At 72.7% G+C, this 13,357-nt stretch carries 11 protein-coding genes and 1 pseudogene; 8 read left to right on the top strand and 4 right to left on the bottom strand.

From position 1 onward, the window contains the following. Positions 1-12 precede the first annotated feature (12 nt). Positions 13-924, bottom strand: coding sequence for an ABC transporter ATP-binding protein (locus tag ACZ7GJ_RS06030; RefSeq protein WP_470749897.1), 912 nt, complete (start codon positions 922-924; stop codon positions 13-15). A 108-nt stretch (positions 925-1,032) separates the two neighbouring features. Here ACZ7GJ_RS06030 and ACZ7GJ_RS06025 point away from each other — a divergent pair, with 108 nt between their 5' ends. The 3 genes from ACZ7GJ_RS06025 to ACZ7GJ_RS06015 all read left to right on the top strand — a co-directional run bounded on the left by ACZ7GJ_RS06025 (position 1,033) and on the right by ACZ7GJ_RS06015 (position 4,192). After that, entirely contained in the window at positions 1,033-2,208 is a 1,176-nt protein-coding gene (locus ACZ7GJ_RS06025; RefSeq protein ID WP_470749895.1) for a sensor histidine kinase, read from the top strand. 4 nt (positions 2,209-2,212) lie between these two features. Next, complete coding sequence (locus tag ACZ7GJ_RS06020) at positions 2,213-2,863, top strand: response regulator transcription factor (RefSeq protein ID WP_470749893.1); 651 nt, start codon at positions 2,213-2,215, stop codon at positions 2,861-2,863. A 171-nt stretch (positions 2,864-3,034) separates the two neighbouring features. Continuing rightward, the gene (locus ACZ7GJ_RS06015) at positions 3,035-4,192 is read left to right on the top strand and encodes an ROK family transcriptional regulator (RefSeq protein WP_470749891.1); all 1,158 of its coding nucleotides are present in this window, start codon (positions 3,035-3,037) and stop codon (positions 4,190-4,192) included. A gap of 168 nt (positions 4,193-4,360) precedes the next feature. On the opposite strand, the gene ACZ7GJ_RS06010 is transcribed toward ACZ7GJ_RS06015, so the two are convergent. Continuing rightward, entirely contained in the window at positions 4,361-5,119 is a 759-nt protein-coding gene (locus ACZ7GJ_RS06010; RefSeq protein ID WP_470749890.1) for a GntR family transcriptional regulator, read from the bottom strand. Between the two features lie 330 nt (positions 5,120-5,449). Between ACZ7GJ_RS06010 and ACZ7GJ_RS06005 the strand changes: the two genes are divergently transcribed. After that, positions 5,450-6,310: an alpha/beta fold hydrolase gene (locus ACZ7GJ_RS06005; protein ID WP_470749889.1), complete on the top strand. Its 861-nt coding sequence runs from the start codon at positions 5,450-5,452 to the stop codon at positions 6,308-6,310. Between the two features lie 131 nt (positions 6,311-6,441). After that, on the top strand, positions 6,442-8,046 hold the full coding sequence (locus ACZ7GJ_RS06000; protein ID WP_470749887.1) for an alkaline phosphatase D family protein: 1,605 nt from the start codon (positions 6,442-6,444) through the stop codon (positions 8,044-8,046). A 64-nt stretch (positions 8,047-8,110) separates the two neighbouring features. Here the strand turns inward: ACZ7GJ_RS06000 and ACZ7GJ_RS05995 are convergent, their stop codons facing one another. Continuing rightward, positions 8,111-8,338 (bottom strand): hypothetical protein, encoded by a 228-nt coding sequence (locus ACZ7GJ_RS05995; protein WP_470749885.1) that lies wholly within the window; start codon positions 8,336-8,338, stop codon positions 8,111-8,113. On the opposite strand from ACZ7GJ_RS05995, the pseudogene ACZ7GJ_RS05990 reads away from it, so the two are divergent. After that, positions 8,257-9,837, top strand: a pseudogene (locus ACZ7GJ_RS05990) (GNAT family N-acetyltransferase); the annotation flags it as partial. The gene ACZ7GJ_RS05995 and the pseudogene ACZ7GJ_RS05990 overlap by 82 nt on opposite strands. Here the strand turns inward: ACZ7GJ_RS05990 and ACZ7GJ_RS05985 are convergent. Then, entirely contained in the window at positions 9,779-10,966 is a 1,188-nt protein-coding gene (locus ACZ7GJ_RS05985; protein ID WP_470749883.1) for a trans-sulfuration enzyme family protein, read from the bottom strand. The pseudogene ACZ7GJ_RS05990 and the gene ACZ7GJ_RS05985 overlap by 59 nt on opposite strands. A gap of 60 nt (positions 10,967-11,026) precedes the next feature. Between ACZ7GJ_RS05985 and ACZ7GJ_RS05980 the strand changes: the two genes are divergently transcribed. Both ACZ7GJ_RS05980 and ACZ7GJ_RS05975 read left to right on the top strand, forming a co-directional pair. Beyond that, positions 11,027-11,521 (top strand): Lrp/AsnC family transcriptional regulator, encoded by a 495-nt coding sequence (locus tag ACZ7GJ_RS05980; RefSeq protein WP_470749881.1) that lies wholly within the window; start codon positions 11,027-11,029, stop codon positions 11,519-11,521. A 35-nt stretch (positions 11,522-11,556) separates the two neighbouring features. Further along, a complete protein-coding gene (locus ACZ7GJ_RS05975; RefSeq protein ID WP_470749879.1) occupies positions 11,557-13,269 on the top strand; it encodes a DUF885 domain-containing protein in 1,713 nt (570 codons plus the stop codon). Positions 13,270-13,357: the final 88 nt, after the last annotated feature.

Raw genomic sequence — 13,357 nt, 5'->3', positions numbered from 1 at the left:
GTGGGACTGAGGTCAGTGGGTGCCGGCGAACTGGGCGTGGTCGGCGGTGAGGTCGAGGTAGGCCTGCTCCAGCGAGGCGCGCTCGTCGGCCAGTTCCATCATCGGAACGCCTTCCCGGGCGGCGATGGCACCGAGCTGCTCGGCCTGCATGCCGTCCACGGTCCAGCGCCCGTCGCCGGTGTCGGCCAGGTCGAAGCCGTCCCGGGCCAGTGCCGCCCGCAGCCGGACCGGATCCGAGGTGCGCAGCCGCACCCGCGGGGTGCTGCGGGCGTCGATGAACTCCTCCATCGAGGTGTCGGCCAACAGCCGGCCCCGCCCGAGTACGACGAGGTGGTCGGCGAGCGTGGCGGTCTCCGACATGAGGTGGCTGGAGACGAGGACCGTGCGTCCTTCGGCGGCGAGGTCGCGCATCAGCTCGCGGATCCAGATGATGCCCTCGGGGTCGAGGCCGTTGGTCGGCTCGTCCAGCAGCAGCACCCCGGGGTCGCCCAGCAGGGCGGCCGCTATGCCCAGGCGCTGGCGCATGCCGAGTGAGAAGGTCTTGACCCGTCGCTTGGCGGCCGACGCGAGCCCGGCCTGCTCCAGTACTTCCTCCACCCGGCTCATCGGAATGCGATTGCCGGCGGCGAGGAAGCGGAGGTGGTCCCGGGCGGTTCGCCCGCCGTGGGCCGCCTGGGCGTCCAGCAGTGCGCCGACGCGGCGCAGCGGGTCCGGGAAGTCGGTGAACCGCCGGCCCCCGATGGTGGCCGTCCCGGAGGTGATCCGGTCCAGCCCCAGCAGGAGGCGCATCGTGGTGGACTTCCCTGCTCCGTTGGGCCCCAGGAAACCTGTGACCCGCCCGGGCAGAACGTCGAAGGTGAGGTGGTCCACGGCCCGGGTGCTGCCGTATTCCTTGGTCAGTTCTCGGATCTCGATGCTGTTCATGTCTCAAGATTCGCCTCCGACCCCACCCCCCTTCCTCCCCCATGCGAGGGTCTCGTCTCCCCCACGTGGGGGAGACGCCCGTGAGCTGCGGACTGTCACGATGGGTACATGTACCGACTGCTCCGCGCTCCGCTTCAACCAGTCACCTACTCACGCTGGTTGCACCTGTGCGTGCCCATCCTTCTGCTGGCCATATGGATGTTCATAGAGCCCGAAGCCCCTTGGATGCCGTTGCTGATCGTCGTACCGTTCGGGCTGCTGCCCTGGGTACGGCAGGCGGAGGGGCTCCAGGCCCAGTTCCTCCTCACTCCGTACGAACGCGGCTCGGCCGCCGGCAGCATCAGCACGGTCCCGTCCTCGGGTTGGCGCGACCGCTGGCGGACGCTGCTGTGGCTGGAGATACGGATGGTCATCGCGATGGTCGCCATGCTCGCGACCGTGTGGCCGCCGGTGCTGACCGTCGAGCTGGTCCAGAGCGCCATGGGGCAGCCGCTGGGCGCGGACGCACTGCTGCCCTTCACTCCGCCGTTCTGGGCCGCGGTGGTGCTCACACCGGTGCCGTTGATCCTGCTCGTGGTCAGCGTGGTCCTGCTCGGCGAGCTCATCACCGCGATCGCCTGCAAGCTGCTCGGGCCTTCCGCGGCCGAGCGGCTCAGCGCCCTGGAAGTGCGCACCGAGCAGTTGTTGGAACGGACCCGGATCGCGCGGGAACTGCACGACTCCATCGGGCACGCGCTGACCGTGGCGGTCGTCCAGGCGGGGGCGGCCCGGGCGACGGGCGATCCCGAGTTCACGGACCGGGCGCTGAGCGCGATCGAGGAGACGGGCCGCGCCGCGCTGGAGGATCTGGAGCGGGTGCTTCTGGTGTTGCGGGAGTCGACGACGTCGCCGTCGCAGCGGCCGACGCTCGTAGAAGCGGACCGGCTGTTCGAGTCGGCCCGCGCCTCGGGGGCGACGGTGGACGCGGAACTGACCGGTCCGCTGGAGACGTTGCCGGGGCCCGTCACCCGGGAGGGGTACCGGATCCTGCAGGAGGCGCTCACCAATGTGCTGCGGCACTGCGGTCCCGTATCGGTCCGGGTTCGGATCGGGGTGGCCTCCGACCGCCTCGACCTGGAGGTGACGAATCCGCTACCGGAGCGGCCGACCGTCATGGCCGGCAGTGGAAGCGGACTGCGCGGAATGCGGGAGCGGGCCGCGCTGCTGGGCGGCCAGGCCGAGACCGGCCCGCACAAGGGCAGTTGGAGGGTGCGCGCGCGGCTCCCGCTGGAGCACATACGCTGACCGGATGCCGGTTACCGTACTGCTCGTCGACGACGAACCCCTGGTGCGCGCGGGTCTGCGCGCCGTCTTGGACTCCCAGCCCGATATCGAGGTGGTGGGGGAAGCCGCCGACGGCGCCGCCGTGGTTCCGCTCGTGCGGCAACTACGGCCGGACGTCGTGGCCATGGACGTACGGATGCCGCTGCTCGACGGGATCGAGGCGACCCGGGCCGTCCTGCGGTCCGTGGACTCCCCACCGAAGATCCTCGTGGTCACCACCTTCGAGAACGACGAGTACGTCTATCAGGCGTTGCGGGCCGGGGCCGACGGGTTCCTGCTGAAGCGGGCCCGGCCGTCGGAGATCGTGCACGCGGTACGGCTGGTGGCGGAGGGGGAGACCCTGCTGTTCCCCGCCGCGGTGCGGTCCCTGGCGGCGGAGTACGGGAACCGGCAGGCGCGGACGGTGCTGGAGCGGGCGGCGCTGACCGAGCGGGAGGAAGCGGTGCTGCGGCTGATGTCGCGGGGGCTGACCAATGTGGAGATCGCCCGTGAGCTGATCGTCGGCACGGAGACCGTGAAGTCGCATGTGAGCGCGATCCTGGGGAAGCTGGGGGCGCGGGACCGGACCCAGGCGGTGATCACCGCGTACGAGTCGGGTTTCGTGGCCCCGGCCTGAGCGGGCACAGCTTCGGCCCTTGTCGGCCGTCCGCCGCACCGAGGCCGGTCGCCCAGTTGCGGAGGACCGAGCGGAAGGGCCCGTTCCGGCCAATGGGGGGCTAGTTCTCGCCGCCGGACCAGGTCCGCAGTACGATCCGGCTGACAGGCTCGCTAGCTGGGAGGACACACGTTGGGGCAGCTGACCGGCGGGGACCCCTCCCTGCTCCGGCGGATCAATTCGGCCGTGGTGCTCCGGGCACTGCGCGGAGCCCGATCGCCGACCCTCACCGACCTCACCCGGCTCACCGGGCTCTCCCGCCCGACCGTCGAGGGAGTCGTGGAGGGGCTGATGGGGACCGGTCTCGTCGTCGAGGCCGAAGCCGAGGAGGGTGCACGGCGGCAAGGGCGTCCGGCGCGACGGTTCCGGTTCCGCACCGAGGCGGGGCACCTGCTCGGCGTGGAGATCGGCTCCCACCGCATCGCCGTACTGCTGTCCGGGCTGGACGGACGGGTGATCGGCGCCGGCACCAAGGAAGTGGCCGAGACGGCCTCCGCCGACGAGCGGCTGGAGCGCGTCCGGACGGCCGTCGCCGACCTGCTGCGCCGGGCGGGGGTGCCGCGGGACTCGCTGCGTGCCGTCGGCGTGGGCAGCCCCGGGATCGTCGAGGCGGACGGAACGGTACGGCTCGGCACGGCCCTGCCCGGCTGGACCGGGCTGCCCCTCGGGGAACGGCTTCGGCGCTCCTTCCGCTGCCCGGTGCAGGTGGAGAACGACGCCAACGCGGCAGCGGTCGCCGAGCACTGGAAGGGGGCCGCGCAGGACTCCGACGACATGGTGTTCGTCATGGCCGGGCTGAGCCCCGGCGCGGGCTCCCTGATCGGCGGCCGGCTGCACCGCGGCTTCGGCGGAGCGGCCGGTGAGATCGGCGCGCTTCACCTGCTGGGGCGCGAAGTGACGCCCGAGAAGTTGCTGTCGACCACCGGCGAGCCGTTGCACCCGCTGGACGAGCAGGCCGTCGCCGAGGTTTTCGCGATGGCGAAGCGGGGCGACGAGCGCGCGGTGGCCGCGATGCAGCGGTTCGTCCAGCGGCTGGTGCACGACGTGGCGGCGCTGGTACTGGCCATGGATCCGGAACTCGTGGTGGTCGGCGGCTGGGCGGCCGGCCTGGACGGCGTACTGGAGCCCCTCCGGCGGGAGCTGGAGCGCTACTGCCTGCGCCCGCCGCGGGTGGCCCTGTCCCTGCTCGGCGAGGCCGCGGTGGCGACGGGAGCGCTACGGCTCGCGCTGGACCACGTGGAGGAAGAACTGTTCGCGGTGGAAAAAACGGTCACGACCCGCCGCCGCTAGTCCGCCTCGATCTTGTCGGCCCCAGCCCGCACCACCGCGCGTGCCCGGGCGACCCGACAACGCGGGCGGAAAGGCGGAAAGGGAGCAGCCGCCCGGGAAAGTGCGGGCGGCTGCGGTCCGACGCGGGGGTCGGGGCGCGGGGGCAACGGCCCCCGCGGTGCGGCTGGGTCAAGAGGCCACGCGGTCGTCGTGGGTTATCTGGACGTCGCCGGAGTCTCCGAAGGTCAGGCGGCAGGTGTCCGCGCGGTACGTGGCCACCGAGACGGCGGCGGTACCCGCGGCCGTGAAGTAGCGGGTGGTGACGAGGAGGACCGGGGCGCCGGGCAGCCGGTCCAGCTCCTTCGCGTCATCGGCGCGGGCCGAGCCGAGCTCCACCGAGCGGTCCTGCCCGTCGAGGGCGAGCCGCTGGAGCTCCCGCAGGACGGCGCGGGCGCGCGCGGGTCCCGCCGGGGCGTCGATGGCGGAGAGCCCCGGCACGGAGGCGGCCGGCACGTACAGCAGCTCGGCGGCGACGGGCTGGCCCTGCGTCACGCGGGTCCGGCGGACGATGTGCACGGGCTGGTCGGCAGCGGTGCCGAGGAGCCCCCGGGCGGCGGCGGCCGGCACGGCCTCGGACGCGTCCACGGGCTCCCAGCCGTCGGTGCCCTCGCCGGGCCAGCTGTGCTGCGCGCTGCCGACGTCCACGCCCACCCGCGGCGGGGCGACGGTGGTACCCACGCCGCGCCGGCGCTGCAGTCGGCCTTCGAGCTCCAGCTGCTCCAGCGCCTGGCGCAGGGTCGCGCGGGCGACACCGAAGCGCGCGGCGAGCTCACGCTCGTTCGGCAGCACCTCGCCCACGGCGAAATCCTGGTCGAGCGCCTCGCTGAGGACGGTCTTCAGGTGCCAGTACTTCGGTTCCGGCACCGTTTCGAGCTGCGTGGTCCCCACCCTGACTCCTCCTGCAATCGCTGCAATCGCCGTGTTCCAGCGGCAGTTCCGCGCCTTTGTTTATTAAAGGTTCCTGCACTATCCCTGGTGACGATAGGACTACGCACCCCCTTGGTCAAGACCAATGCTCATCCCTTTGCCGGGCAGATCGGGCATATGTATCAAGCCGTTCACGGGATGTTCGCGATCTCCCGGCAGTCGGCCCCGAAAGGCCGACAGCCGTCCACCACAAACCTTCCCGAAGGGTTGTAGTGGACGGCTACCGAGCGGTAGGCATGGCGTCAGAGCTACTGACACCCTGTCTCGCAAGCGCCACCGACGAGGAGCAGCATGACCGCCACGGTCTCCTTCACGATCGATTCGCCGCTCGGCCCCCGCACCGCCACCGCCGCCTACGAGCGCAAGGGCGCGGGCGAACCGCTCCTGCTGCTGCACGGCATAGGCCACCACCTCCAGGCCTGGCACCCGGTGGCCGACATCCTGGCCGCCGAGCACGACGTGATCGCCGTCGACCTGCCCGGCTTCGGCCTCTCGGAGCCGCTGCCGCACGGTGTCCCGTACGGTCTCGACACCGTCGCCCCCGCCCTCGGCGCGCTCTGCACGGCCCTCGGCATCGAGCGCCCGCACGTCGCGGGCAACTCCCTCGGCGGGCTCCTGGCGCTGGAAATGGGCCGGAGCAACCTCGTCCGCTCGGTCACCGCACTCTCCCCCGCCGGGTTCTGGACCGAGGGCGAGCGCCGCTACGCCTTCACCGCCCTGCGCGCGATGCGCGCCGGGTCCCGGGCGCTGCCCCGGCCCGCCCTGGAACGGCTCTCGCGCAGCGCCGCCGGCCGGGCCGCGCTCACCGGCACCATCTACGCCCGCCCGGCCCGCCGCTCCCCCGAGGCCGTGGTCGCCGAGACGCTCGCCCTGCGCGACGCCACCGGCTTCGAGGACACCCTGGCCGCGGGCGGCTCCGTACGGTTCACCGCCGACCTGCCCGGGCTGCCGGTGACCATCGCCTGGGGCTCCCGCGACCGGCTGCTCCTGCGCCGCCAGGGCGTCCGGGCCAAGCACGTGATTCCCGGCGCGCGGCTGGTGCGGCTCCCGGGGTGCGGCCACGTGCCGATGAACGACGACCCGGCCCTGGTCTCCCGAGTGATCCTGGACACGGCCCGTCGGGACGACTCCCCGGGGGCGAACACGCTCTGACACCGGCTCAGGCCCCGTCCTCGTCCGCGTCCGCTCGCGTTCATCCGAGGTTCGCGTGGCCGACGCGGGCGGGCCGGGGTGCGGCGGCACACTGGTCCGGCCCACCCCCGCCGGCCCCTGGAGACGCACCGATGGCACCGACGCCGCACACCCGACGCTCCATGCTCGGCGGTTCCCTCGCCGTTCCGCTTGGCCTCGCCCTGACCAGCGCCTTCACCGTACCGGCACGGGCCGCCACCGGCCCGGCCGGCGCCGCCCCGGCCTTCACCCGCTCCGGCCGCCCCGGCGCGCCGTGGGGCGTCCAGTCCGGTGAGATCACCGCCCACTCCGCCACCATCTGGACCCGCTCGGACCGGCCCGCGCGGATGTACGTGGAGACCTCCCCCAGCGAATCGTTTCGCTACGGCGTCCGCCACCACCGCGGCCCGTTGCTCGGCCCCGGCACCGACTTCACGGGCACCACCACGCTGCGCGAGCTCCCGCCCGGCCGCCAGATCCACTACCGGGTCGTCCTCGCCGACCCCGGCGACCCGCGGCGCACGGGCGAGCCGGTGTGCGGAACCTTCCGCACCACCCCCGTCTCCCGCAACCGTGACGTGCGCTTCCTGTGGTCCGGGGACCTGGCAGGCCAGGGGTGGGGCATCAACCCCGGCCTCGGCGGCTACCGCGTCTTCGACGAAATGCGGCTGCGCGACCCCGACTTCTTCCTCTTCAGCGGGGACACCATCTACGCCGACGGGCCGATCCAGGCCTCCGTGCCCCTGCGCGACGGCAGCACCTGGCACAACGTCACCACCGAGGAGAAGTCGAAGGTCGCCGAGACCCTCGCCGAGTTCCGCGGGAACTTCCGCTACAACCTGCTCGATCACAACCTGCGCGGTTTCAACGCCCAGGTGCCCGTCCTCGCCCAGTGGGACGACCACGAGGTCCGCAACAACTGGTATCCGGGGCAGGTGATCGACGACCCCCGCTACACCGTCAAGGACGTGGACACCCTGGCCGCCCGGGCCCGCCAGGCCTTCGGCGAGTACTTCCCCGTCACCGACCTGCGCGGCGGCCGCGCCGAGGGCCGTATGCACCGGGTGATGCGGTACGGGCCGCTGCTCGACGTGTTCGTGCTCGACATGCGCACCTACCGCGACGCCAACTCCCCCGGCCGCCAGACCGAGGACCCCATCGGCATCCTCGGCCCCGAGCAGCTGGCCTGGATCAAGCGCGAGCTGTCGCGCTCCCGCGCCACCTGGAAGGTCATCGCCGCCGACATGCCGCTGGGCATCGTCGTCGCCGACGGCGCCACGAACTTCGAGGCCGTCGCCCAGGGCGACCCGGGCGCCCCGCTGGGCCGCGAGCTCCAGATCGCCGAACTGCTGCGCCACATCAAGCACCAGCGCATCACCGGCACCCTGTGGCTCACCGCCGACGTCCACTACACGGCCGCCAACCACTACGCCCCCGAGCGGGCCGCGTTCAGCGACTTCGCACCCTTCTGGGAGTTCGTCTCGGGCCCCATCGGCGCGGGCGGCTTCCCGGCCGGGAAGCTCGACGCCACCTTCGGCCCGCAGACCGCGTACGTCCAGTCCGCCCCGCTCACCAACATGTCGCCCTCGGAGAACCCTCCGTACTACGGCGAGGTCGAGATCGACGGCGGCAGCGGCGAACTCACCGTCCGGTTGCGGCGCCAGGGCGGCGGCGTACTGTTCTCCCAGGCACTCCAGCCGGGCCGGGTGGGCCAGTAGACGACGGGCGTCGGTGCGACTGTCCCACTGCACCGGAGGCCCCCCACCATCTGCATTTCGGAAATCAGCCCGAAAACAGGGTGAAATCGGCCAGATGGATACTTAACCCATCGGTCACAGATCGTTCGTGATCACGCAACACCCCTGCGTCACTGTGGTCTGCATGACTGACCGCATGCATGCCTCCGCCCAGCGTCCCCACCGCCACCACTGGCGCCGCGACGTCGTCGAACTGGCCGCCCTGTTCTGCGCCGTCGCGGTCGCCGACGCCATCGCCAATCTCGTCGTACACGGTCCCAAGGGCCCGGTGCTGCTCGTCGCCTCGGCCGTCGCGCTGCTCGTCACGGCGGCGTTCCACACCTGGTGGGCGCGCCGCCACAGCCATGCGCCGCCGCCGCTGAGCACAGCCCCCTCCGATACGGGCACGGGGGGGGGGGGGGGGGCGGGGGGGGGGGGGGGCGGGGGGGGGGGGGCGCCCCCCCACAGCCCGGGTCCACTGGCGCGCCCCTGCCTTGCGCCCGAAGGAGATCCACCATGTCCGCACNNTGCCGACGGTGCGCGTGCGGCGGCGGGCCGACCTGTGGGCGGCGCCCCTCCCCCCCCCCCCCCCCCCCCACCCCCACCCCCCCCCCCCCCCCCCCCCCCCCCGAGTCCCCGTCAGCGGCCGCGGCCACCAGCACCCTGTGGCGGATGCGCACGACCGTACGGGACGAGCCCGGCAGCCTCGCCGCGATCTGCACGGCCCTCGCCCGCAGCGGCGTCGACATCCTGACCCTCCAGACGCACCCGCTCCCCGAGGGCGGCACGGTGGACGAGTTCTTGCTGCGCGCCCCGCAGCAGCTGCCCTCCGCCGACCTCACCCGAGCCATCGCCGGGGCCGGCGGCAGCAGCACCTGGATCGAGCGGGCCGACGCCCACGACCTGGTGGACACCCCGACCCGCGTCCTCGGTCTGGCCACCCGCACCGCGCTCGACGCCGCCGAGCTCCCCCTCGCGCTGCGCCAGCTCCTCGGTCGCTGCACCATCCACTCGATCCCCGCGACCACCCTCTCCGGCCGCCCCAACTCCGGCGCCGACGCCCCCGTCGAGGGCGTCCTGGAGGCCACCGTGATGCGGCTGCGCGACCCCTCGGGCGGCGCCATCACCGTCGAGCGGCCCTACCTGCCCTTCACCCCGACCGAGTTCGCCCGCGCCCGCGCGCTCGTGGAGCTCGACGCCCGCCTCGGTCCCCGTGTGCCGCGCAGCCAGGACGTGCTGCTCCTGCCCGAGGGCAACGAGATCACCGTCCGCCGCGCCGACGGCTCCGACCTGGCGGCGGCCCGCGCGATGCACGACCGCTGCTCCGACCGGACGCTGTCGCTGCGCTACCACGGCCCGGTCTCCGACGCCGACCGCTACCTCGGCCACCTGCTGAGCCCCCGCTTCGGCCGCACGCTGGCCGCCACCACGGCTTCCGGCAAGCTCGTCGCCCTCGGACACCTGCTGTGGGACGGCGACGAGACCGAGGTCGCGCTGCTGATCGAGGACGACTGGCAGCGCCGGGGCATCGGCACCGAGTTGCTCGGCCGCCTGGTCTCCATGGCCGTCGAGGCCGGGTGCGACAGCGTGTACGCCGTCACCCAGGCCTCCAACACGGGCATGGTCGCCGCCATGCGCGGCCTCGGGCTCCCCCTCGACTACCAGGTCGAGGAGGGCACCCTGGTGATCACGGCCCGGCTGGACGCGACCCCGGTCAGCTCCCGGCTGCCGTACGAACTTCCGCGTGAGCAGCCGCGCAACCACCAGCGCTGAGCGCCCGGTCCAGATCGGCCCACAGGTCGTCCACGTCCTCCAGCCCGACCGACATCCGCAGCAGCCGGTCGCTCACGCCCGAGGCGTGGCGGTCTCCCTCGGCCACGATCCGGTGGCTGATGGAGGCCGGGTGCTGGATGAGGGTGTCCACGCTGCCCAGGCTGACCGCCGGGGTGATCAGCCGGACCGCGGCGATCACCTCGTGCGGGTCCCCGGAGGTCTCGAAGGCGACCATCGCCCCGCCGATGCTCGGGTAGTGCACCCGAAGCACCCGCGGGTCGGCCGCGAGGCGCCGGGCCAGTTCGGCGGCGCTCGCGGAGGCCGCCCGTACCCGGACCGGGAGCGTCGAGAGGCCTCGTAGCAGCAGGTACGCGGCGAGCGGGTGCAGCACACCGCCGGTGGCGAACCGGATCTGGCGCAGCTTGCGCGCGAAGTCCTCGTCGCAGGCCACGATCCCGCCGAGCACGTCGCCGTGGCCGCCCAGGTACTTGGTGGCGCTGTGCAGCACCAGCCGGGCACCGCTCTCGGCCGGCCGCTGCAGGACGGGCGTCGCGAAGGTGTTGTCGACCAGGAGCGGCACCTCCCCGCAGGCGTGCGCGGCGGCTCTGAGGTCGATCTCCGCGAGGGTCGGGTTGGCGGGCGACTCGATCATGACCAGGCCGGTGTCCGGCCGGATGGCGTCCGCGATGCCCGCGGGGTCCACCCAGGTCACCTCGGTGCCCAGCAGCCCGCTGCCCAGCAGGTGGTCGCTGCACCCGTAGAGGGGACGTACGGCGACCACGTGCCGCAGCCCCATCGAGCCCCGCACCAGCAGGGTGGCGGTCAGTGCGGCCATCCCGCTCGCGAAGGCGACGGCGCTCTCGGTGCCCTCCAGGCGGGCCAGGGCCGTCTCGAACCGGGCGGTGGTGGGATTGTCCAGCCGGGAGTAGACCGGCGGGCCCTGCGGACGGGCTCCCGTGGTGGCGAACTCGTCGATACGAGCGGCCTCCGCCCGGCTGTCGTACGACGGGTACGTCGTCGACAGGTCGAGCGGAGGCGCGTGCAGCCCGAGCCGTGCGAGATCCTCGCGTCCGGCGTGCACTGCTTCGGTGGCCAGCGACCGTCGTGCGGTCTGGGCGTTCGTCTCCATGGCCGGAACTTTGCGGTCTCGTCCGGTTGTGGCGACAAACCTCCGTGCTACGTTCGGCCAATGCCCGAATCCGCCCATCTGGATCCGGTCGATCTGCAGATTCTGCGGCTTCTGCAGAACGACGCACGGAGCACGTACCGCGATCTGGCCGCCGAGGTCGGGATCGCCGCGTCCACCTGCCTGGACCGTGTCGCGCGGATGCGCCGCTGCGGGATCATCCTGGGCAACCGCCTCCGGCTGGATCCGGCCAAACTCGGCCGGGGCCTGGAGGCGCTGCTCCTCATACAGGTCCGCCCGCATCGCCGGGAGCTGATCGGCCCCTTCGTGGACCGGGTCCGCTCGCTCTCCGCCTCCCGGGCCGTCTTCCACCTCACCGGGCCCGACGACTACCTCGTGCACGTCGCCGTCGCCGATCCCGCCGAACTCCAGCGGCTGGTTCTCGACGAGTTCACCTCGCGGCGCGAAGTCGCCCGTGTGGAGACCAGATTGATCTTCCAGGAGTGGGACTGCGGGCCCCTGCTCCCGCCCCGTAAGCCGGATGAAGCCAAACGCTGATGACGCGGACCCGTCCCACATAAGAAGATGTCCGCATGTCAGAGACCCACAGCAGCAGCAACAGCGCCGGCGCCACGCGCCTGCCCCGCCAGGTGGCCGACGCCTATGTCGACGACCTCATCGCCCTCGACCCGATCACGGGCACCTACCTCGGTGTCGCCGCGAGCTCGGGCAAGCTCCCGGACTACTCCCCGGCCGGCCGCGCCGCGATCGCCGAGCTGAACCGGGCCACCCTCGCCCGCCTCGACGCCGCCGAGCAGTTGCCGGGCGCCGACAGCGACGCCGAGCGCCGCTGCGGCCGCCTGCTCCGTGAGCGCCTGAACGCCGAACTCGCGGTCATCGAGGCCGACGAGGACCTGCGCGCGGTCAGCAACATCCACTCCCCCGTGCACTCGGTCCGCGAGGTCTTCACCCTGACCCCGGCCGACACGGACGAGGACTGGGCCGCCATCGCCGAGCGGCTGCGCGCCGTGCCGGACGCGATCGCCGGGTACCGCGAGAGCCTGGAGCTGGGTCTGGAGCGCGGCCTGCACGGCGGCCCGCGCCCCACCGCCACCATGATCGACCAGCTCACCGCCTGGACCGCCCAGGACGGCGACGAGCCCGCCTTCTTCGAGGACTTCGCCTCCCGCGGCCCCGACTCACTGCGCGCCGAGCTGGACACCGCCGCCGCGGGCGCCACCGCAGCCGTGGCCGCGCTGCGCGACTGGATGACCGAGGTCTACGCGCCGGCCGTCCAGAGCGGGCCCGACACGGTGGGCCGCGAGCGCTACGCCCGCTGGTCCCGCTACTTCAACGGCACGGACCTGGACCTGGACGAGGCGTACGCCTACGGCTGGTCGGAATACCACCGGCTGCTCGCCGAGATGAAGACCGAGGCGGCCAAGATCCTGCCGGGCGCCGGTCCCTGGGAGGCACTCAAGCACCTGGACGAGCACGGCACCCACATCGAGGGCGTCGACGAGGTCCAGGCCTGGCTGCAGGGCATCATGGACGAGGCCATCGAGAACCTCGACGGCACGCACTTCGAACTCGCCGAGCGGGTGAAGAAGGTGGAGTCTCGCATCGCCCCGCCGGGCGGCGCAGCGGCCCCGTACTACACCAACCCCTCCGAGGACTTCTCCCGGCCGGGTCGCACCTGGCTGCCGACCATGGGCCAGACCCGCTTCCCGGTCTACGACCTGGTCTCCACCTGGTACCACGAGGGCGTTCCGGGCCACCACCTCCAGCTCGCGCAGTGGACGCACGTCGCGGACCAGCTCTCCCGCTACCAGGCCAGCGTCGGTCTCGTCAGCGCCAACGCCGAGGGCTGGGCCCTGTACGCGGAGCGGCTGATGGACGAGCTGGGCTACCTCAAGGACGCCGAGCAGCGCCTGGGCTACCTGGACTGCCAGATGATGCGCGCCGCGCGCGTCATCGTGGACATCGGCATGCACCTGGAGCTGGAGATCCCGGCGGACTCGCCCTTCCACCCGGGCGAGACCTGGACGGTGGAGCTGGCGCAGGAGTTCTTCGGCCTGCACAGCGGCCGGCCCGCGGACTTCGTCGAGAGCGAGCTGACCCGCTACCTGTCGATGCCGGGGCAGGCGATCGGTTACAAGCTGGGCGAGCGCGCCTGGCTGCTGGGCCGTGACAACGCGCGTGCGGCGCACGGCGATTCCTTCGACCTGAAGGCGTGGCACATGGCGGCGCTGTCGCAGGGCTCGCTGGGTCTGGACGACCTGGTGGACGAGCTGTCGAAGCTCTGACCCGTAGCTCCGACCCGTATGCGCGGCGACGGGCCGCCCGTTCCCCGGGGGGAGCGGGCGGCCCGTTCGTCGTCCGCGTACGGGCCGC

Source organism: Streptomyces sp. NPDC037242 (assembly GCF_055604165.1).
The sequence above is the reverse complement of the archived record's forward strand: the minus strand, read 5'-3'. Positions and strand labels throughout refer to the sequence as shown.